This window comes from Nocardia sp. NPDC058640 (assembly GCF_042716995.1).
Classification (GTDB): domain Bacteria; phylum Actinomycetota; class Actinomycetes; order Mycobacteriales; family Mycobacteriaceae; genus Nocardia.
The window spans coordinates 132183-152185 of sequence record NZ_JBHXRG010000008.1 but is presented as its reverse complement, the minus strand read 5'-3'; the positions used below and the strand labels follow the sequence as shown (position 1 = coordinate 152185).

Below are 20003 nucleotides of genomic sequence, written 5' to 3'. Positions count from 1 at the left end.
GGCCCTCGCCGAGGGCGGGGACGCCGGGCATCAGGGGGCGGGCGTCGAGGAGTTCGGCGCCGCCCTCCCGCTTGAGGACGTCGTCGACGACGGCCCGGGTCTCGGCCAGGTGCGGCGAGCAGGTCGAATACACCACGACACCGCCGGGACGCACGAGATCCCATGCGGCGGCGAGCAGTTCGCGCTGCAGGGTGACCAGTTCGGCCACGTCGGCCGGGGTGCGACGCCAGCGCGCCTCGGGGCGACGACGCAGCGCGCCGAGGCCCGTGCAGGGCGCGTCGACCAGGACGCGGTCGTAGCCGGGGGTCAGTCCGCTGTCGCGACCGTCGGCCACGTGCACGGTGACCGGCAGGTTGCGGGTGGATTTGCGGACCAGTTCGGCGCGATGTTCGGCCGGTTCGACGGCGTCGACGGTGAACAGGTCGATCGCGGCCAGCGCGCCGAGCAGGGCCGCCTTGCCGCCGGGGCCTGCGCACAGGTCCAGCCAACGCCCCTGGTCGGGGCCCTCGAGGGGTGCGCGGGTCAGTGCGAGGGCGACCAGCTGGCTACCTTCGTCCTGGACCGCGGCGATGCCGTCGCGGACCGGCTCGAGCAGGCCGGGATCGCCACCGTCGAGGTACACCGCGTACGGCGACCAGCGGCCTTCCTCACCGCCGGTGACCAGGGCCAGCTCCTCGGAGGTGATCTCGCCGGGGCGCGCGACCAGGTGCACGACCGGGCGCTCGTCGTCGGCGGCCAGCAGTTCGTCCAGCTCGCCCGCCTTCGCGCCGAGCGCGTCGGCGAAGGATTGGGCGATCCACTTCGGATGCGCGTGTTCGAAGGCGAGTTTGCCGACCGGGTCGGCGGGGGCCAACTCGGCGATCCACTGTTCGGAGGTCTTCTCCCCCGCCCGGCGCAGCACCGCGTTGACGAATCCCGCACGGCCCTGGCCGAATTCGGCGCTGGCCAGGTCGACGGAGGTGTCGACGGCGGCATGGGCGCTGGTGCGGGTGCGCAGCAGCTGGTAGACGCCAAGGCGCAGGATATCGAGGATGGGGCCGTCGATCTCCTCGATCGGGCGGCCCGCGCACGCCGCGATCACCGCGTCGAGCTGCCCCTGCGAACGGCTGGCGCCATAGGTGAGCTCGGTCGCGTAGGCGGCATCGCGCCCGCTGATCTTGCGCTCGCGCAACAACTTCGGCAACGCGAGGTTGGCGTACGCGTCGCGTTCACGCACCGCGCGCAGCACGTCGAGGGCGACCTCACGCGCCGGATCCACGGGCTCACCGCGCCGCTTCCGCGGACTGGGCACGCTGGGATCGGGCCGTTCGGGCCGACGCTGCACCGGCGCCTTGCTCGCCGGACCCGCACCGCGCGCCCCGCCGTCGCGACTGCGGCCACGCGAATCTGCTTCGCGCGCGCCACGATCGGAACCTGCGGCGCCACGATCAGAACGGGCGGGACCCGAGCTCGCCGCGCCGGAGCGTCCTGCCGAACCACGATCATCGCGCTGACTACCGGCGTCGCGACCCTGCGCACGGTCGTTCGAGGCGCCACCGAAACCGGGGCGGTCGTCTACGCGGCGCGGGGTGTCGGCGCGCTGGTTGCCCGCGTCACGACCCTGCTCGCGATCGCGGCTGAAACCGGGGCGGTCATCCGTGCGACGGGGGGCGTCGGCGCGTTGGTTGCCCGCGTCGCGTCCCTGCGCGCCGCGGCCGAAACCGGGGCGGTCGTCCGGGCGACGGGGTGTGCCGGATCGGGGACGATTGTCGGTGGAGCGGGGGCGACCGTCGCGCCCGGTCCCGCGGTCCTCGTCGGTGCGGGGCGTGGTGGTGCCCTTCGCGGCGCGCGCGGCCCAGCCACCGTCGACGTTCTTGCTGGTGATCTTGCGCTCGGGGTTACCCCCACGCGGCTCGCCCTTACCCGCGGGCTTGCGGTCGTCGCGGGGTGCGACACCCTTCGCGGCGTCGGCTTCGCGGCGACGACGGCGGTCGGACGCACTCATCCGATCACCGTGCCTGCCGCCAGGCGCGCACCGCGGGCCCAGTCCAGCGCGTTCATCATCTTCTTGCCGGGCGGTTGTACCTGCCCCAGGCGGACCGCTGTGGTCGATGTTCCGACGAAGACGCCGGATTTGCGCACCTCGATCTCGCGTTCGGGCAAGGTTTCCTCCACCATTTCCACCGGGCCGAGTTTGAGGCGCAGCCCGTTCACCTCGGTCCACGCACCGGGCGCCGGGGTGACGGCGCGGATGTGCCGGTGGATGGCCAGTGCGGGTTCGTCGAAACCGATCCGCCCCGCCTCGACCGACACCTTGGGTGCGTAGGACACGCCGTCATGTGATTGCGGAATCGCTTGCAGCGACCCGTCTTCCACCCCGTCCAGGGTTTTCTCGAGCAGTACCGCGCCCGCGTCGGCCAGCCGGGACAGCAGTTCGCCCGCGGTATCGGTGAGACCGATCTTCTCGGTCATCACCCCGTACACCGGGCCGGTGTCCAGGCCCGCTTCGATCAGGAAGGTCGACGCGCCGGTCATGTCGTCGCCCGCGTCGATGGCCGCCTGCACCGGCGCCGCGCCGCGCCAGGCGGGCAGCAGCGAGAAGTGCAGGTTGATCCACCCGTGCGCGGGAATGTCGAGGACCTGCTGCGGCAGCAGCGCACCGTAGGCGACCACCGGACAGCAGTCCGGGGCGAGTTCGGTCAGCGCGGCGATGAAGTCGGGCTCGGACGGCTTGCGCGGGGTGAACACCGGAATGCCGTGTTCATCGGCGAGCTGCCCCACCGGCGAGCGCATGATCTTGCGTCCCCGACCGGCGACCGCGTCGGGCCGGGTGACCACCGCGACGACCTCGTGGCCCGCGCTTTCGATCAGTCGGCGCAGCGACGGCACGGCCGGTTCCGGCGTGCCCGCGAAAACGAGGCGCATCAGCGGCCACCGCCCACACCGCTGGATTCGCGCACGGTGACACCGGCGCGGAACCAGTCGGATTCGCGGATGGTGCGCATCGCGTCCTTGCGGTCCGCGGGTTCGAGGCGGTTGATGAACAGCACGCCGTCGAGGTGGTCGTGTTCGTGTTGCACGCACCGCGCCAGCAGTCCGTCGGCCTCGAATTCGACAGGGGCACCGGTGGAATCGAACCCGGTGACCCGCACGCGCGCGGCCCGGCGCACGTCGTAGCGCACGCCGGGAATCGACAGGCACCCTTCGGGTCCGACCTGTTCGTCGTCGCCGATCGCGGACCATTCCGGGTTCACCACGTGACCCGCCGCGTCGCCGGTGTCGTAGACGAACACCCGCAGCCCGACCCCGATCTGCGGCGCGGCCATGCCGACGCCGCCGTCATCGTGCATGGTCTCGATGAGATCGGCGACCAACGTGGCGACGTCGGGACCGAAGTCGGTGACCGCGTCGGCACGAGAACGCAGGATCGGGTCGCCGAACAGGCGAACGGGCTGAATGGTCAAGGCGGCTCCCGGGAGGACGAATTGCTGTCGTCCCAGTCTAGAGACCTCGCGGGGGCCCTCCAGCCAGCACGGCCGTCAGGAGTTGCCCGCGATGATCACCTCCGGGATCCCGGTGCCCAGCGGTACCGGCTTGCACACCGGTGCGGGCGCGCCGACCGGGTCGAGGATGCGCTGCAGCAACTGCTGCACGAACGGGTCGTAGACCAGGTGGAAGTGGCCGGTCATATCCTCGGCGCACAGGTCCTGCAGCACCAGGTTCTCCGCCCCCGCGCCGCGCAACGCGATGTTGGAGAACGGCTGGATCATCTCGTCGACCCGACTGCCGACCGTGACGTAACGGACACCGGGCACCGTGTCGCCGCCCGCGTTGAGCTCGACCATCAGCGGTTCGCCCTGCGCCTGCTGGACCGCCGCGGTGGAGGTGACTTTCGCGAACACGTCCATCATGCCGGGAATGGCCTGACCCACCGGGACCAGTCCGTACATGACCCCGCCATAACTGGGCGAGGCCAGGCCCACCCAGGTGCCGACCTTCGGGGCGCCGCCGAGTTTGTTGACGTAGAACCGGCTCACGGTCGCGCCCTGCGAGAACCCGACCAGGTCGACCTTGGTGGCCTTGGTCGCGGCGAGCACGTCGTCGACGAAGGCCGACAGCTGCGCGAAACTGATCCGCATGTCCTCGGTGCCGTAGGTGTCGGCGCCGGGCGCCCCGCCGTAGTTCAACGCGAAAACGCAGTAGCCCGCCGCGACCAGTTGCGGGCCGATGCCAGCCCAGTCGGAGTACGCGCTCGAATCGGTGCCGTGCACCAGCACGATCGGCCGCGGATGCTGCGCGCTGGGCGTACAGCCGAAGTTGTTGAGCCCCACCGGAACCGAGTTCGGGTGGGTGTTGATGTAATGGGCGGCATCCAGGTGATCGGACTGTGCCGGACCCGCCTCCATCGGGATGACGGCGGGTCGAAAACCCGCCGGTTCAGCGGTGGCGATCGGCGCGAACGACACACCGATCACCGCCGTGCAGGCCAGTGCCGTGACCGCCACCGCCGCGCGCATTCGTGATGTTCCCCAACCCCACAACGTATCCAGTTGTTCCATATCCCAAACATTTACCCCATGGGTCTGACATCCGCACGTCGGGTAGGGCCTTCACCGCGCCATCATTTCTCGGGGGTTGCGTCGCCCTCGGAAACAACATCGTCTTCGGCGAGGATTCGATACAGCGCCCGACGGGTCTCGGCGAGCACGTCGGCCGCCTTCGCCGCCTGTTGCGGTGTGCCGACCTGGGCCACCTGGCCGACCGCGCCCATCACCTGTCCGACCAGCTCGCGCAGGTCCAGCGCCTGGGCGCCGACGTCCTGCCGGACCTGTGCCCACGGGTCGCCCAGGTCCTCGCGATGGGTCTCGACGTAGGCCTTGCCCTCGTCGGTGAGCTGCGCGGTCTTGCGACCGGCGATCTTCTCGATGAGCACCAGCCCCTCGTCCTCCAGCTGGGCCAATGCCGGGTAGATGGATCCCGGGCTGGGACGCCAGACGTCGTCGCTGCGGTCGCGGATCTGCTGGATCAGCTCATACCCGTGCATGGGTCGGTCGACCAGCAACAGCAGCACCGCGGCCCGCACATCGCCCCGCCTGCCCCGCCCGCCGCGGCCGCGTCCGCGACCGAATCCGGGACCGAAACCCGGCCCGAATCCGGGACCGAAGCCCGGTCCGAACTCGGGGCCGTGCCCGTGTCGCCCGCCGTGCCGGAATTGCTGGCGGTCGTGACCGAATTCTCTGGGGCCCGGTCCGCGACCGCGCCGGAAGTGTCCGAATTCTCGTTGTTCTTGGTTCTGCATGACAGCCTCCTACGGCTCTCTCGTTGTTCTTGACACTATCGACGATATATCGGCAATGCATCGAGCGCAAGGAGTATCTTTGATGCACCATGACCGAACTCGCCGCACCGCTGCGCCTGGCCGAACTCATCGCCTCGCTGTCGCTGGCCACCGACCTGGGTTTGGGTCAGCCGCAGGAACACGTCCTGCGGCAGACCGTTCTCGCGGTCCGGCTCGCGGAGGCGGCCGGCCTGTCGGAGGCGGATCGTGCTGCGGCGTACTATGTTTCGCTGCTGGCGTGGGTCGGTTGCGTGTCCGACTCCCCCGAGATGGCCCGCTGGTTCGGTGACGATCTGCGCATCCGCGCCGACAGCTACGACATCGATAAAACCGGGTTGCCGATGATGGGTTTCCTGCTCGGCCACCTCGCGCCGGGCGCGTCACCGCTGCGGCGCCTGTCGATGACCGGCCGGTTTCTCGCGGGCGGCGTGCGCGACACGATGGACTCGTTTCTCACCCACTGCCGCACCGCCGCCGATATCGCCGAACGCCTCGACCTGCCCACTGCCGTGCAAACGGCGCTGCCGCAGGCGTTCGAACGGTGGGACGGCCACGGGGTGCCCGGCGGGTTGCGTGGTGACCAGATCACCGCGGTGATGCGCGTGGTCCATATCGCCGATGACGCGGAAGTCCATGCGCGCGTGGGCGGTACCGACGCGGCGGTGCGAATGTTGCAGTCGCGCAGCGGAACCGAGTTCGATCCCGATCTGGTCGCGCTGTGCGTCGATGGAGAACTGTTGGAAGGGCTGGACCAGGTCGATGCTTGGCAGCAGGTGATCGACGGCTGTGCGGCACTGGACAGGCCGATCCCGGAGGCCGAACTCACCGACGTGCTCACCGTGTTCGCCGACTACTCCGACTCGAAAGCGACCTGGTTCCTCGGTCATTCGCGCGCGGTCGCCGACCTGGCAGCCGCCGCGGCCCGCGAATACGGCCTGCCCGCCGACCAGGCAGAGACGGTGCGGCGGGCCGCGTTGGTGTGTCGGCTGGGCACGATCGGCGTGTCGACCGGCATCTGGAACAAGCCCGGACCTTTGACCGCGTCCGAACGCGAACGAGTTCGCATGGTCCCCTACCTCACCGAACGCGTGCTGGCCCGCAGCCCCCACCTGGCCGCACTCGCCGGACCCGCCTCGATGGTCTACGAACGCCTGGACGGATCCGGGTATCCGCGCGGGCTCACCGGCTCGATGCTGCCGCCCGCCGCGCGAATTCTGGCCGCCGCGCAGATGTTTCGCGCCCTCGGCGAAGATCGCCCGCACCGACCCGCCGTCGACGCCGACGAACGAGCCGCGATCCTGCGCGCCGAAGTGACAGCGGGTCGACTCGACGGCGACGCCGTGGCCGCGGTCCTAGCGGCAGCCCAGGGCCGTCGACCCCGCAAACGCGCCCAGATCGCCGGCCTCACCGCCCGCGAACTCGACGTGCTCGCCCTGCTGGTGCGCGGCCGCTCCACCCGCGAAATCGGCCAGACCCTGGGCATCAGCCCGCGCACCGCGGGCAGCCACGTCGAGCACATCTACACCAAGATCGGCGTGCACAGCCGAGGTTCGGCGGCGGTTTTCGCGATGCGCCACGGCCTACTCCCCGACGAGGATCAGCCCACAAAGATCGGGTGATCACCCGATGTTCCGCGCCCGCACTACGCCGAGACTTTCCCCATGACTACTTCGACCCCCACCCCGCAGGCCACCACCACGGTGGCCGACCGCTTCCTCGCCGCCCTGATCGACCGCGACTTCACCACCATGTCCACCTACCTCGCCCCCGACGTCACCCTGCGCGGCCTCATCCCACCCGGCCCCTTCACCGAAACCGGCCCCACCCCCACCATCGACCGCTTCCGCGGCTGGTTCGGCGGCCCCGACGACTTCGCCGTGGTCGACTCCGGCCGCGACCGCGTGGGCGACAAGCTCGCGATGCACTGGCGAGTCCGCATGCACCCGGCCAACGGCACCCCGCGCCTGGCCGAACAGCGCGCCTACCTGACCACCGACAACGACAGGATCACCAGTATCGACCTGGTGTGCACGGGCTGGCAGCCGGCCGAGTGAACAGGCGACACGCGTTCGGACGCGCCGACTCCTCGCGCATTCGGCTCCGGCGATCCACCCCGACGCCTAGGCTTGAACTGGACAAGCGTTCAGTCGAGGTTGACCGGAGGTCGACGTGACGGATTCCGAGGTTTATGACGTTGTCGTAGTTGGGGCCGGGCTGGCCGGATTGGCGGCCGCGCGAGAACTCGCCGCGAACGGTCATCAGGTCGTGATCCTCGAAGCGCGCGACCGCGTCGGGGGGCGCACGCTGAACGAGTCCATCGGCGACGGCAACGTCGTGGAGGTCGGCGGCCAGTGGGTCGGCCCCACACAGGAGCGCGTGCTCGCCCTCATCGATGAACTGGGCCTGAGCACGCACGACACCTTCAACGACGGTTGGGCCCAGGTCGAATTCGGTGGCCGCACCAAGCGCTACCGCGGCACGATCCCGCCGCTGCGTCCAATGGTGCTGGCCGATGTCGCCCAGGCCCAGCTGCGGCTGGACCGCATGGCCAGGACGGTGCCGTTGGACGCTCCGTGGACCGCGGCACGCGCATCCTTATGGGACGCACAGACTTTCGACAGTTGGCTGCGCCGCAATGTCCGCACGACCGGCGCCCGCGACGTGTGCACGCTGGTCTGTCAGGCCGTGTTCGCGGCCGAACCCGCCGACATCTCGCTGCTGCACTTCCTGTTCTATCTGCACTCCGGCGGTGGCATCAACCGGCTGATCTCCACCGTCGACGGCGCCCAGCAGTGGCGCGTCGTCGGCGGTTCACAGCGCATCGCGCAACGCATGGCGCAGGACCTGGGCAGCGCGGTGCAACTGTCCACCCCGGTCCGGCGGATCGCGACCACCGACCACGGCGTCACCGTGATCTCCGACCGTGTCACCGCGCGCGCCCAGGCGGTCATCGTGGCCATCCCACCGACCCTGACCAGCCGGATCAGCTATGACCCGCCGCTGCCCGGCCACCGAGATCAGTTGGCGCAGCGCTACATTCAGGGCTCGGTCGTGAAGCGCATGGCCGTGTACTCCGAACCGTTCTGGCGCCGCGACGGACTGAACGGGCAGGCGACCAGCGATGTCGGCCCGGTGAAGCTGTGCTACGACAATTCGCCACCCGACGGCAGCAAGGGCGTGCTGCTCGGTTTCCTCGAAGCGGGCCACGCGCGGCGGCTGGGGCAGCTCCCCGCCGCACAACGCCGGGCCGAGGTGCTCGCCTGCTTCACCCGCCATTTCGGTCCCGCGGCCGCGGATCCCGAACAGTTCGTGGAGAAGGACTGGAGCCAGGAGCAGTGGTCACGAGGCTGCTACGGCGGTTACCTGCCGCCCGGGTCGTGGACCGCGTACCGCGACACCGTGCGCGTTCCGATCGGTCGAATCCATTGGGCGGGAGCGGAATCCGCCACCGTGTGGAACGGGTACATGGACGGCGCGATCACCTCGGGCGAACGCGCCGCCGCCGAGGTGCAGACGCTTCTGGGAGCACGTCTCATTCGCGGGTGAGAATCTCCCAGATCCATGCGGCGACCACTGCCGGTGGCGTGTCGGGCAACCGTTCGAGCCAGTGCGTGAGCACCGCGAGCACGGCGCCCGCCAGCGCGGCCGCGTCGACCTCGATCGGCACTGCAGCGGTAGCCGGTGCGTGTTCGCCGAGTAGGGCGATGCCGTCGGCGAGGATGGTCGCGATGCGGCGCGCCAGTCGCGCGTGCACCGCGGCCGATCCGTGCGCGCCCAGCACGTTGCGGTAGAGCTGGGCGTGGTCGGCGATGTGCTGGACGTAGCCGATCAGGAATTGCGGCGGTTGATCCGGGAGGCCGTCGCCGAATCCTCCCTCGCGCAATGAGATTCCCGCGTGCAGGGCGTGGCGTTCGATCGCATCGGCCAGCAGCGTCTCCTTGTCGGTGTAGTGGTCGTAGAAGGTGCTACGACTCACGCCCGCGCGCCCGGTGATGTCGGAGATCGCGATCCCGTCGACCGGGCCTTCGAGCCCTAGTTCGAGGATCGCGTCCTGCAGAAGGCCACGACTGCGCAGTACCCGCGGATCGTCGGAGGCCGGTTTCCGCCCGATCGGCTGCGTTCGAATCACTGTTCCACCTTCACATCCATGGATCGCTGTGTCGCGTGACACGTTGACGCCCGCCGGGCGACCCGGCCTATCCTACAGGTGTCGGTAATCAGACATCTGTAGGATAAATACCCTGGAGGGGTAACCATGGCGCGGGTTCTCTATCGCCTCGGCGATCGCTGTTTTCGCAATCCGTGGTGGGTGGTCGCTGTCTGGACACTCATCGCCACTGCTGTCACGCTGGTCGGAATCACCTTGGGCGCCAAGGTTTCCGATCAGTTCGACATTCCCGGCACCGAATCCGACCGCGCCCAGATCGTGTTGAAGGACAGCTTCGGCAGGGGCGCACCGACCACCGCGGGCGAGGCCCCTGCCCGGCTCGTCGTGCGGGCTCCCGAGGGCCGGCCGCTTCCGCTGACCCAGATCGACGCCGAAGTCGCGACGCTGAGCGGCACGCCGGGCATCGAGTCCGTTACTCCGGCCGTGTTCGCGGTCTCCGAAAAGGGTGACGTCACCTTCGTCGACATCACCTTCACCACCCCGGTGCATCCGACGGCGAAGCACTCGGTGGAGGCCGTGCGCGACCGGTTGAGCGCGCAGGGACTTCGGCCCATGCTCACCGGCGGCCCGTTCTACACCGAGGCCTCCTTCGTCGGGCCGTCCGAGGCAGTCGGTGTGGCGATCGCGATGGCGGTGCTGGTCCTCACCTTCGGCTCACTGCTTGCCGCCGGGTTGCCGTTGCTGCTCGCGCTGGTCGGAGTCGGTATCGGCACCGGCGCGGTGGTGGCGGCATCGACTCTGTTCGACGCCTCGTCGGCCACGCTGGCACTGTCACTGATGCTCGGCCTTGCCGTCGGCATCGACTACACGCTGTTCATCGTGTCGCGGCATCGACAGCAACTGGCCGAGGGGATGGGCGTGCGCGAGTCTGCGGCCCGGTCCATCGGGACGGCGGGAAGTGCCGTTGTCTTCGCGGGCGCCACCGTCTTGATTGCCCTGTGCGGCTTGGCTATTGCGCGCATCCCCTTCCTCACCGGCATGGGTCTTTCGGCGGCCGCCAGTGTCGGAGTTGTTGTGCTGCTGGCGATTACGCTGTTACCCGCGATGCTCGGCCTTGCCGGCGAACGACTGATTCCGCGTGGTCGCGGGCTCGCCGCTGTCGAGGCGGCACAACGGCCCAACCGGTGGGGCGAAGCGGTGACCAAGCGGCCGATCCTCACGTTGCTCACCGGAGTCGGCGTGCTCGCGATCCTCGCACTGCCCGCGCTCGGACTGCGACTCGGCCTGCCCAACGCGGGACAGGAGCCGACCGATACCGTCGCGCGGCAGTCCTACGATCTGCTCGCAAAGGCCTATACCCCCGGCTTGAACGGGCCCTTGGTCGCGGTGGTGCAGGGCGAACCGGACCGCATCCAGGCCCAGACCCAGGCAGCGATCGAGCAGATCACCGGGCTCCGCGGCGTCGCCATGACGCTGCCGCCGGAAGTCAACGCCGCCGCGGACACCGCCCAGTTCGTCATCGTCCCGACCACCGAGCCGAGCTCCCAAGACACCGCGACCCTGGTGAAGTCGATCCGGCGCGGCGGCACCGACCTGCACGCCTCGCACGGCGCCACCCTGCACCTGACCGGCGAAACGGTGATCGCGATCGACGTGGCGCGCAAGCTGTCCGCCGCGCTGGCACCGTTTCTGATCGTGGTGGTCGGCCTGGCACTGACACTGCTCATGCTGGCGTTCCGTTCCCTGCTCGTCCCGCTCACCGCGGCGCTGGGCTTCCTGCTGTCACTGGCCGCCGCACTGGGCGCGACCACCGCGGTCTACCAGTGGGGTTGGCTCGGATCCGTGCTCAATGTGCACCACCCGGCACCGATCCTGGCGTTCCTGCCGATCCTGCTGATCGGCGTGCTGTTCGGCCTGGCGATGGACTATCAGGTGTTCCTGGTGTCGCGGATGCGCGAGGCCTACGTCACCGGCAGCGATGGCGCGCTGGCCGCGGTGCGCACCGGGTACTCACACAGCGTCCGGGTGGTCGGCGCGGCGGCGGTGATCATGATCGCGGTCTTCGCCGGATTCCTGTTCAGCCACAACATCATGATCGGCCCGATCGGCTTCGCGATGGGCATCGGCGTGCTGTTCGACGCACTGATCGTGCGCATGACCCTGATCCCCGCCGTGATGGCGCTACTGGGTCGCTGGGCATGGTGGTTACCTGCCGCACTCGACCGAATTCTGCCCCACGTCGACATCGAAGGCGAGTCACTGCCGAAGGTGACAGATATCCGAACAGAGCGTGAATCCATCACGGCCTGACCACCTTTCACCCGCGTCGACGACGCCCGACAAGTCTCGTGCCGGGCGCCGTTGACGTGGGCTTTTCCAGCTTTCCTCGCCGAGGCGCATACTGCGCTCGATTACACCGGGAAATGGCCCGATCGCCTCCCCGAGTTCATGTGAGCTTCATCGGAAATCGAAATCCCTTGCGTTACTTTGGATTTCGCGGAGGTCACAACGACGTGATGCCTCCGCACCTCGGGTCCGCAGAACTACTACCGGGTGCAGACGAATTCGTTCGTTCCCCGCCCCCGGAGTGGAGGAAAAATGAGCATCAACCGTGAGTCCACCTTCCTGATCACCGGCGCATCCGGCGTTATCGGCGGCGCACTGGTCGAACTACTGCCCGGTTACCGCATCTACGCGCTCGGCCACAGCAAGACCGGGGCAGCGCGTCCTGGCGTCACCTGGCTCAGCGGCGACATCCGCAAGCCCGACCTCGGTCTCGGTGACGATTACGGGCGCATCGCCGACGAGGTCGACCGGGTCATCCACGTGGCGGCGATGGTCGATTTCAACCGGTGCGCACGTCCGGCCTGCCGTATGTGATCGCTCGGCCGTCGCTGCTCATGGGAGATTCGGCCACCGGGCGGATCGTGCGGCACCAGGGTTTGCATACCTTCCTCGGCGCCTACGTCAAGGGCGCGCTGCCGTTCGTACCATTCAGCGACACCGCCCAGGTCGACTTCCTCGCCCAAGACGTGGTCGCCGCCGCACTGGCCCGGCTGGCCACGGCCGACCTCGACGGCTCGGAGTACTGGCTCACCGCCGGTGACCACGCCATCGAGACCGGCGCCATCGTGGACCTGTGCCGCGAGCTCTACCGCGCCGAAGGCACCGAGCTCGACACCCCGCGCTACTTCCAGATCGAGGCAGTACAACGGTTGATCCTGCCGATGCTCGGCGATGTGCTCGATGCCAAGGCGCGCAAGAAGTTCGACAATCTGCTCGCCATGGCGTCGCTGTTCACCGATGCACCGTTCGAATCCAGTCTGGGCGTCGGCCCGTTCGTCGGCATCCAGCCCAGTCCGGACACCGCGCGCGATCTACTGACCGCCACAGTGCGCGCCTACTGGCTACCCGAGACGGTCGCAGCATGAGCGGCCCAGACCTGAACCGCGCCGAGATCGTCGCGCTCTACCGGGCACATCTGGGTCGTGGGCGTGCGGCCTTGGCCGAGTTCGTCAGTGCGCCAGTCGAAGTGGCCTCACACGGTGCGATCGTCGAGACCTCCGATGGTCGTTCGTTCATCGACTGCGGAGGGTATGCGGTGTTCCTGCTCGGGCACTGTCCCGAACCGGTGGTGTCCGCAGTAGTCGAACAGGTACGACGCCATCCCCTGGCCACGCGACTGTTGCTGGAGCCCCAAGTCGCCGAGGCGGCGAGGGCATTGGTCTCGATCGCTCCAGAAGGGCTGGACTCGGTCGCGTTCCTCAATTCCGGGGCCGAGGCCACCGAGCTCGGACTCGAGATTGCCCGTGCCCACGGCCAGGACCGGCTGATCACCATGCTCGGCGGGTACCACGGCAAGACCACCGGGGCACTTGCGGTTACGCCGAAGTCGGAGTACCAGCAGCGTTTTCAGCCGTTGCTGCCCGCGACAGCGGTGCCCTACGGCGACATCGGGGCTCTCGAAGCCGAGCTCGTCGCGGCCGAAGGACGCGGCGCCGTCATCCTGGAGCCGATCCAGGGTGAGGGCGGTGTCGTCATTCCGCCGCCCGGCTATCTCGCCGCCGTCCAGCGGTTGTGCCGGGCTTCCGACACATTCCTGATCGTGGACGAAATCCAGACCGGGCTCGGTCGCACCGGCACGATGTGGGCCCATCAACCCGAAATCGAGTGCCCCGACGTACTTTTGGTCGGCAAGGCACTGTCCGGTGGAGTGGTGCCGGTATCCGCGGTGCTCGCCACGGCCGCAGCGTTTCGGCCCTTCGCCGACGACCCGACGCTGCATTCGTCGACGTTCGGTGGTTCACCGCTGGCCTCGGCGGCTGTCGTTGCCACCGTCGGTGCCCTCATCGCCGGTGATACCGCCGCCCGCGCGGCCGAACTGGGCGACCGCATGCTCGCCGCGGTGCGCGAACTATGCGCGCCGTATGTGGGTCGCACAGTCCGTGACGTACGTGGTCGCGGGCTACTCATCGGCATCGAGTTCCTGCGGCCCGATCTGGCCGCTGAACTGGTCACCGACCTGCTCGCCCACGGGGTGATCGTCAATCACTCACTCGGCGCGAGCGCGGTCGTGCGGCTCACTCCGCCCGTCGTTCTCACCGATGACCAGGAACGCACCGTCCTGGCCGCGCTAGACAATGCCCTCACCGCCCTGCTCTCGCACGTCTGAACACAGGAGTTCTGCCATGCCTAACGTTTCGCTGAGCCGACGCATCGAAAACACCGACGCCGACACGGTTTTCGCGCACCTCACAGACCTCGACAGCTACCCCGACATCGCCGACGGCGTGCAACAGGTCGAGGTGACATGGGATGCCGACGGCGGCGCCGCGACCAGCGATTGGGAAGTCAAGTTCCGCGATGGTTCGCTGCGCTGGACAGAACGCGACCTGTTCGACGCCGACGCCCGTACCTACTCGTTCGTCCAGGTTGCCGGCGACCTGGTCGCGTTCGAAGGCCGTTGGCAGGTGGCCATAGACGGGCGCGACGCCGTGGTGAGCTTCGATGCCGATTTCGACCTCGGCATGCCCAGCCTGGCCACCATGCTCGACCCCATTGCCACCCGCGCCCTGCACGACAACATCGACGAGTTGATGACCGCCATCAGCGCGTGCGTCGCTGTCGCTTCCTGACCCGAGCCACCTGACCCAGCGTCCTGTCGAGCCCAACGGCGTGCCCGGCAGGACGCTCCCCTATTTCTGGCTCAGCTCGTCGATCCAGCGCTCCAGTCGAGCTCCCTCGGTGACCATCAGTTGTGGGTCGCGGAAGGTGTTGGTGAGCAATGAGATTCCCTGATATGCGGCGACGAAGGCGATGGCTAGTTCCGCGGCGTCCGCGCGTCCCAGGTCGGTGAACTGTTGGTGGGCCCACTCCACGAGTAGGCCCATCACCCGCGCCGGTTCGCCGCCGAAGGCATCCTCGCGCTTGTCGAGTTCGGCCGCGAGGGATCCGGTCGGGCAGCCGAATCGTGCTGCCATCTCGCGCTGTTCGACCCAGCTGCGCACCATCGCCTTCAGTTTGTCGGCGGGGCCCGGCAGGTCGGCGAGTTCGGCTACCGCGCCCGCCAGGACCTGGGCGTGGAGGTCGATGACGGCGGCGATGAACTGGTCCTTGGTTTTGAAGTAGTAGTAGACGTTGCCGACCGGCACGTCGGCCTCGCGGGCGATGTCCGCGATCGTGGTCTTCTCGATGCCCTGCTGGTAGAACACCCGCGTCGCCGCCTGGACCAGCCGTTCCCGCTTCCCGATCGCGGGTCTGACCTGCGCATCCGATTCAGTCATGTAACTGACTATAGACGTGGAGTGACCCCGGTCGGCCGCCCATCACCCGATATCCACCGGATCGATCTGCACTCGCAACGGCGCGTCGGACCGATGTGAACTGCGCACCGCTTGCCCGGCGGCCAATGCCCGAGCCAGCGGTGCGCCACCCGACCGACCCACCCGCAGCAACATCCGCTCGACCTCGACGGGGGAATCCGCTCCCGAGAACGGTTTGCGGGCAGTGGGCGGCAACGGCACCGGGCCGAGCAGTTCAGTCCCCTCGGGAAGTGTTGTGGCGTCGAGCAATTCGGCGATCGAGGCCGTTGTGCCGTCGACGGCGGCCAGGCGAACCGCGGGCGGGAAGCCGACTTCGGCGCGGGCTTCCAGTTCGGCGGCGGCGTGGTTGACCGGGTCCCAGCGAACCAACGCCTGCACCGTGGGCAGGGAGGGTTCGGCCATCACGATCACCTGTCCGCGCGGCCGGACCAGTGCGGCGGCACCCATCCAGCGCCGCAGGGTGTCCTCGCTCGCGCGCAGGTCGGCGCGTCCGAGCAGGGCCCACCCGTCCAGCAGCAGGGCGACACCGTAGCCGCCGCGCACGAGCGGTTCCGCGCCGACGGTGGCGACAACGACCTGACCTCCCGGTTCGACGGTGTCGAGCATTTCCCCGCCCCCCGATGTGCGAATCGGCACCCCGGCGAACGCGCGGCCGAGTTCTTCGGCAGTGCGCGCGGCCCCGATCACCGTGGCTCGAAGCGCGCGCGCACCACAGGCTTGGCAGCGGAAAGCGGCCTCGACGATCCCGCACCATTTGCAATGCGGGCTGGCCGCTTCACCGTTGGCCGACTGCGGCAATGCCAGTGGACCGTTGCAGTGTCGACAACGCGCGGGAGTGCGACATTTCGCGCAGGCCAGCGACGGCACGTACCCCCGGCGCGGCACCTGCACCAGCACCGCCGTGTTCTCCTTGAGCGCCGAGCGGGCGGCCGCGAACGCGACACCGGGCATTCGCACCGACCGCGCCAGCGCATCACGTTCCAGCGCGAAGTCACTGTCACCGGGCGCGCTGATCCGCGGCGTCACCTCACGCAACACCTGGCGTTCCGCGAGAAGGTCACGTGCCCAACCGGATTCGACCACCGCCTGCACTTCCGCGGTCCGCGCGAAACCAGCGGCCATGAATGCCGCCCCGGTCTCGTGCGCGCGCAACATCGCCACTTCGCGCGCGTGCGGATACGGTGACCGCTGCTCGGCATAGGTGTCGTCCCCGTCGTCCCAGATCGCGATCAACCCGAGGTCCTGGGCAGGCGCGAACACCGCGGCCCGCGTGCCGACCACGATCCGCGCCTGGCCCCGCAGCACCGCCAACCACCGCCGGTACCGCGCCGCGGGCCCCAGGCCGGCCGACAACCCGACCGCCGAATCCCCCACCAGCGCAACACATTCGGTAAGCAACCGATCCAGATCCCGCTGATCCGGCACCATCAATACCGCACTGCGCCCACTGGCCACCACCGTCGCCGCCAACTCGGCCAGCCGCGTCGCCCAGTCCTCCCCCGGCAGCGCCTGCCACGCGGCCCGCGCACCTTTACCCTGCGCCAGCGCGTCGACGAACGCCATCCCGTGCACGTAGCGTCCCCACGCCGAGGCATCGACGGTCGATTCCGCAGCACCGGATGATTCGTGCGAGTCGGGCGCCGGATCCCCCGACGACGAAACCTCTTCGCCACCAACAGTTCCGGTCGCCGCATCGGCCACGGCCGACTTCACCTTCTTGACCCCACCCGTTTCGGTGCGGGCGTGACGCGGCGGAATCGCCAGGCGCAGCACGTCGGCACGCGTTCCGGCATAGCGGGCGGCCACAGCGGTAGCCAACCGCAGAACTTCCGGAGTCAGCACACGTTCAGCAGAAACGACCCGCTCCAGCGGCATCATCTTGCCGTTGTGGTCGGTGCGCGGAAGCCGTTCCAGCAGATACCCATCCACCAGCCGCCCGGCGAACCGCACCCGCACCCGCACCCCCGGCTGCGCGATCTCCTCGAGTTCAGCCGGAACCAGATAGTCGAAATCGCGGTCGAGGTGGGCAGGCGACAACAGCGGGAGCACCCTGGCGATCGGGTGTCCCGCTGTTGTCGAGTGTTCGTCGCCGCTCACGCGGTCCGTGGGTATTACAGGCCGACGGCCGCGCGCAGCTTGTCGGCGCGGTCCGTGTGCTCCCAGGGCAGGTCGATATCGGTGCGACCGAAGTGACCGTAGGCCGCGGTGGGCGCGTAGATCGGGCGCAGCAGGTCCAGGTCGCGGATGATCGCGCCCGGACGCAGGTCGAACACCTCGGAGATGGCGGTGGAGATCTTGGCCGGGTCGACCTTCTCGGTGCCGAAGGTCTCCACGAACAGACCCACCGGCGCCGCCTTGCCGATCGCGTACGCGACCTGCACCTCGACGCGATCCGCCAGGCCCGCGGCCACGACGTTCTTGGCGACCCAGCGCATGGCGTAGGCGGCCGAGCGGTCGACCTTGGACGGATCCTTGCCCGAGAACGCGCCGCCGCCGTGCCGGGCCATGCCGCCGTAGGTGTCGACGATGATCTTGCGACCGGTCAGGCCGGCGTCGCCCATCGGGCCACCGAGCACGAACTTGCCCGTCGGGTTGACCAGCAGCCGGAAGTCGGCGGTGTCCAGGCTCGGCATGTTCAGATCGCCGATCACGGCCTCGACGACCTTTTCACGGATATCGGGAGCAAGCAGGTTGTCCAGGTCGATATCGGCGGCGTGCTGGGTCGAGATCACGACGGTGTCGAGGCGAACCGGGCGGTCACCGTCGTATTCGATGGTGACCTGGGTCTTGCCGTCGGGGCGCAGGTACGGCAGCACGCCGGACTTGCGGACCTCGGTGAGCTTGCGCGACAGACGGTGCGCCAACGCGATCGGCAGCGGCATCAGCTCGGGCGTGTCGATGGTCGCGTAACCGAACATCAGACCCTGGTCGCCGGCGCCCTGACGCTCGATTGCGTCGTCGGAACCGCCGACGCGCGCCTCGTGCGAGGTGTCGACACCCTGGGCGATATCGGGCGACTGGGCGCCGATCGCGATGTTGACACCGCAGGAGTTGCCGTCGAAACCCTTTGCGGAGGAGTCGTATCCGATCTCGAGGACCTTTTCGCGCACGATGCGCGGGATGTCGGCGTAGGCGGAGGTGGTGACCTCGCCCGCGACATGGACCTGCCCCGTGGTGACCATGGTTTCCACCGCGACCCGGCTGCTCGGGTCCTCCGCGAGCAGTGCGTCGAGGATGGAATCGCTGATCGCGTCACAGATCTTGTCCGGATGACCCTCGGTCACGGACTCACTGGTGAATAGCCGACTACCTGTCGTACGCACAGTTATTCCCTCTCCCTCAACGGGTTACTCGTTCGGCTTGTGACGGTAACTTCTCGGTGTTACCGCGCAACCCTTCTCATCAAGACTATTCCAAACCACCGACATGGTGGCGAGTAAGTACCAAGCCGCGCCGCGATCGCACACGCCACCGGTAGACTGCGCGGCCGACCTTGTCGCGCAACGCATTTCACGCGCGACACCCGGTCAGCGCAGCAGCGGGACCAGCGCGTCGAGTACCCGGCTGGCCAGCAACGCCTTCGAACCGTGATCCAGCGCGACCTCGGTGCCGTCCGCGCCGAGCAACCAGCCGTCGTTGGTGTCGACCTCGAACGCCTTGCCCTCACCGACCGCGTTGACCACCAGCAGATCGCATCCCTTGCGGGCCAGTTTCGACCGCGCGTGGGTGAGCACATCGCCGTTGTCGTCACCGGTCTCGGCGGCGAAACCGACGATCGCGGTGCCTGCGAGCCTGCCTTCGGTGCGGGCATCGACCAGTCCGGCGAGGATGTCCTCGTTCTTGGTCAGCGGGATCGAGTCGGGCTCGTCCGCGGCGCCCTTCTTGATCTTGGCGGCGGCCACGGTGGTCGGCCGGAAATCGGCGACCGCGGCGGCCATGATCACGGCATCGGCACCGAGCGCGTGCTTGTCGACCGCGGTTTTGAGCTGGTCGGCGGTGGTGATGTGGACCAGTTCGACCGCGGCGGGCGGCGCGAGCTCGATGGTGTTGCCCGCGATCAGCGTCACCTGGGCACCACGCTGAGCGGCGACCCTGGCCAGGGCGTAACCCTGTTTACCGGAGCTGCGGTTGCCGAGGAATCGCACCGGATCGAGGGGTTCCCTCGTTCCACCCGCGGTGATCACCACGCGGCGACCGGTCAGGTCGCGGGGCAGCGCGTCGGCACGTTCGAGCAGCAGCGAGGCAAGTCCGAAGATCTCCTCGGGCTCGGGCAACCGTCCCGGACCCGTATCGGCACCGGTGAGCCGGCCCGACGCGGGTTCCATGACATTGGCGCCGTGCGCGCGCAACGTCGCGACATTGGCCACCGTTGCCGGATGCTCCCACATCTCGGTGTGCATCGCGGGCGCGAACAGCACCGGACATCGAGCCGTCAGCAAGGTGGCGGTGAGCAGATCGTCGGCGCGCCCCTGTGCGGCGCGCGCCATCAGATCCGCGGTGGCGGGGGCGATGACGACCAGATCGGCTTCCTGGCCGATCCGCACATGCGGCACCTCGGGCACGTCGGCGAACACCGTGGTGTGCACCGGCTGCCCGGACAACGCCTCGAAGGTCGCTTTGCCCACGAACTGCAAAGCCGATTCGGTGGGCACGACGCGCACCTGATGTCCGGTCTCGGTGAACCGGCGGACGAGGGCACACGCCTTGTAGGCGGCGATGCCCCCGCCGACCCCGACGACGATCCGCATGGTCTTCT

At 68.7% G+C, this 20003-nt stretch carries 18 protein-coding genes; 8 read left to right on the top strand and 10 right to left on the bottom strand.

Features of this window, described 5'->3' with window-relative positions; translation table 11 throughout:
* From ACFWU5_RS13460 to ACFWU5_RS13440, 5 genes are all read right to left on the bottom strand, one after another.
* On the bottom strand, positions 1–1324 hold a 1324-nt coding region (locus tag ACFWU5_RS13460), incomplete at its 3' end, for an RsmB/NOP family class I SAM-dependent RNA methyltransferase (RefSeq protein WP_379267358.1).
* 656 nt (positions 1325–1980) lie between these two features.
* The gene (gene fmt / locus ACFWU5_RS13455) at positions 1981–2904 is read right to left on the bottom strand and encodes a methionyl-tRNA formyltransferase (protein ID WP_379267355.1); all 924 of its coding nucleotides are present in this window, start codon (positions 2902–2904) and stop codon (positions 1981–1983) included.
* Complete coding sequence (def, locus tag ACFWU5_RS13450; RefSeq protein WP_379242211.1) at positions 2904–3443, bottom strand: peptide deformylase; 540 nt, start codon at positions 3441–3443, stop codon at positions 2904–2906. The genes fmt and def overlap by 1 nt, the downstream gene beginning before the upstream one ends.
* A gap of 75 nt (positions 3444–3518) precedes the next feature.
* Positions 3519–4538, bottom strand: a complete 1020-nt coding sequence (locus tag ACFWU5_RS13445) for an esterase/lipase family protein (protein ID WP_379267354.1) — start codon at positions 4536–4538, stop codon at positions 3519–3521.
* A 62-nt stretch (positions 4539–4600) separates the two neighbouring features.
* A complete protein-coding gene (locus ACFWU5_RS13440; RefSeq protein ID WP_379267353.1) occupies positions 4601–5278 on the bottom strand; it encodes a helix-turn-helix transcriptional regulator in 678 nt (225 codons plus the stop codon).
* Between the two features lie 89 nt (positions 5279–5367).
* Between ACFWU5_RS13440 and ACFWU5_RS13435 the strand changes: the two genes are divergently transcribed.
* From ACFWU5_RS13435 to ACFWU5_RS13425, 3 genes are all read left to right on the top strand, one after another.
* Positions 5368–6936, top strand: a complete 1569-nt coding sequence (locus tag ACFWU5_RS13435; RefSeq protein WP_379267352.1) for an HD domain-containing phosphohydrolase — start codon at positions 5368–5370, stop codon at positions 6934–6936.
* A 42-nt stretch (positions 6937–6978) separates the two neighbouring features.
* The gene (locus ACFWU5_RS13430) at positions 6979–7371 is read left to right on the top strand and encodes a nuclear transport factor 2 family protein (protein WP_379267351.1); all 393 of its coding nucleotides are present in this window, start codon (positions 6979–6981) and stop codon (positions 7369–7371) included.
* 115 nt (positions 7372–7486) lie between these two features.
* Positions 7487–8863, top strand: a complete 1377-nt coding sequence (locus tag ACFWU5_RS13425; protein ID WP_379267350.1) for a flavin monoamine oxidase family protein — start codon at positions 7487–7489, stop codon at positions 8861–8863.
* Here ACFWU5_RS13425 and ACFWU5_RS13420 read toward each other — a convergent pair.
* Positions 8850–9446 (bottom strand): TetR/AcrR family transcriptional regulator, encoded by a 597-nt coding sequence (locus ACFWU5_RS13420; protein WP_379267349.1) that lies wholly within the window; start codon positions 9444–9446, stop codon positions 8850–8852. The two genes, ACFWU5_RS13425 and ACFWU5_RS13420, sit on opposite strands and share 14 nt — an antisense overlap.
* A 126-nt stretch (positions 9447–9572) precedes the next feature.
* Between ACFWU5_RS13420 and ACFWU5_RS13415 the strand changes: the two genes are divergently transcribed.
* The 5 genes from ACFWU5_RS13415 (at position 9573) to ACFWU5_RS13395 (ending at position 14560) form a co-directional block, all read left to right on the top strand.
* Entirely contained in the window at positions 9573–11735 is a 2163-nt protein-coding gene (locus tag ACFWU5_RS13415) for an MMPL family transporter (protein ID WP_379267348.1), read from the top strand.
* A 288-nt stretch (positions 11736–12023) separates the two neighbouring features.
* Positions 12024–12305, top strand: coding sequence for an SDR family oxidoreductase (locus tag ACFWU5_RS13410; RefSeq protein ID WP_379267347.1), 282 nt, complete (start codon positions 12024–12026; stop codon positions 12303–12305).
* Complete coding sequence (locus ACFWU5_RS13405) at positions 12278–12856, top strand: SDR family oxidoreductase (RefSeq protein WP_379267346.1); 579 nt, start codon at positions 12278–12280, stop codon at positions 12854–12856. The genes ACFWU5_RS13410 and ACFWU5_RS13405 overlap by 28 nt, the downstream gene beginning before the upstream one ends.
* Entirely contained in the window at positions 12853–14097 is a 1245-nt protein-coding gene (locus tag ACFWU5_RS13400; RefSeq protein WP_379267345.1) for an aspartate aminotransferase family protein, read from the top strand. The genes ACFWU5_RS13405 and ACFWU5_RS13400 overlap by 4 nt, the downstream gene beginning before the upstream one ends.
* A 16-nt stretch (positions 14098–14113) precedes the next feature.
* Positions 14114–14560, top strand: coding sequence for a type II toxin-antitoxin system RatA family toxin (locus ACFWU5_RS13395; RefSeq protein ID WP_379267344.1), 447 nt, complete (start codon positions 14114–14116; stop codon positions 14558–14560).
* Positions 14561–14620: 60 nt separating this feature from the next.
* Here ACFWU5_RS13395 and ACFWU5_RS13390 read toward each other — a convergent pair whose 3' ends face one another.
* The 4 genes from ACFWU5_RS13390 to coaBC form a co-directional block, all read right to left on the bottom strand.
* Entirely contained in the window at positions 14621–15208 is a 588-nt protein-coding gene (locus ACFWU5_RS13390) for a TetR/AcrR family transcriptional regulator (RefSeq protein WP_379267343.1), read from the bottom strand.
* Positions 15209–15250: 42 nt separating this feature from the next.
* Positions 15251–17344: a primosomal protein N' gene (locus ACFWU5_RS13385; protein ID WP_379267342.1), complete on the bottom strand. Its 2094-nt coding sequence runs from the start codon at positions 17342–17344 to the stop codon at positions 15251–15253.
* A gap of 14 nt (positions 17345–17358) precedes the next feature.
* A complete protein-coding gene (gene metK, locus ACFWU5_RS13380) occupies positions 17359–18570 on the bottom strand; it encodes a methionine adenosyltransferase (RefSeq protein ID WP_379242218.1) in 1212 nt (403 codons plus the stop codon).
* Positions 18571–18774: 204 nt separating this feature from the next.
* Entirely contained in the window at positions 18775–19995 is a 1221-nt protein-coding gene (coaBC, locus tag ACFWU5_RS13375; protein ID WP_379242219.1) for a bifunctional phosphopantothenoylcysteine decarboxylase/phosphopantothenate--cysteine ligase CoaBC, read from the bottom strand.
* Positions 19996–20003 lie beyond the last annotated feature (8 nt).

Bases quoted from the DNA above. Each gene is read 5' to 3' on its own strand.
- fmt (WP_379267355.1), bottom strand. From the start codon at position 2,904: ATGCGCCTCGTTTTCGCGGGCACGCCGGAACCGGCCGTGCCGTCGCTG.
- ACFWU5_RS13445 (WP_379267354.1), bottom strand. From the start codon at position 4,538: ATGGAACAACTGGATACGTTGTGGGGTTGGGGAACATCACGAATGCGC.
- ACFWU5_RS13440 (WP_379267353.1), bottom strand. From the start codon at position 5,278: ATGCAGAACCAAGAACAACGAGAATTCGGACACTTCCGGCGCGGTCGC.
- ACFWU5_RS13435 (WP_379267352.1), top strand. From the start codon at position 5,368: ATGACCGAACTCGCCGCACCGCTGCGCCTGGCCGAACTCATCGCCTCG.
- ACFWU5_RS13430 (WP_379267351.1), top strand. From the start codon at position 6,979: ATGACTACTTCGACCCCCACCCCGCAGGCCACCACCACGGTGGCCGAC.
- ACFWU5_RS13415 (WP_379267348.1), top strand. From the start codon at position 9,573: ATGGCGCGGGTTCTCTATCGCCTCGGCGATCGCTGTTTTCGCAATCCG.
- ACFWU5_RS13410 (WP_379267347.1), top strand. From the start codon at position 12,024: ATGAGCATCAACCGTGAGTCCACCTTCCTGATCACCGGCGCATCCGGC.
- ACFWU5_RS13400 (WP_379267345.1), top strand. From the start codon at position 12,853: ATGAGCGGCCCAGACCTGAACCGCGCCGAGATCGTCGCGCTCTACCGG.
- ACFWU5_RS13395 (WP_379267344.1), top strand. From the start codon at position 14,114: ATGCCTAACGTTTCGCTGAGCCGACGCATCGAAAACACCGACGCCGAC.
- ACFWU5_RS13390 (WP_379267343.1), bottom strand. From the start codon at position 15,208: ATGACTGAATCGGATGCGCAGGTCAGACCCGCGATCGGGAAGCGGGAA.
- coaBC (WP_379242219.1), bottom strand. From the start codon at position 19,995: ATGCGGATCGTCGTCGGGGTCGGCGGGGGCATCGCCGCCTACAAGGCG.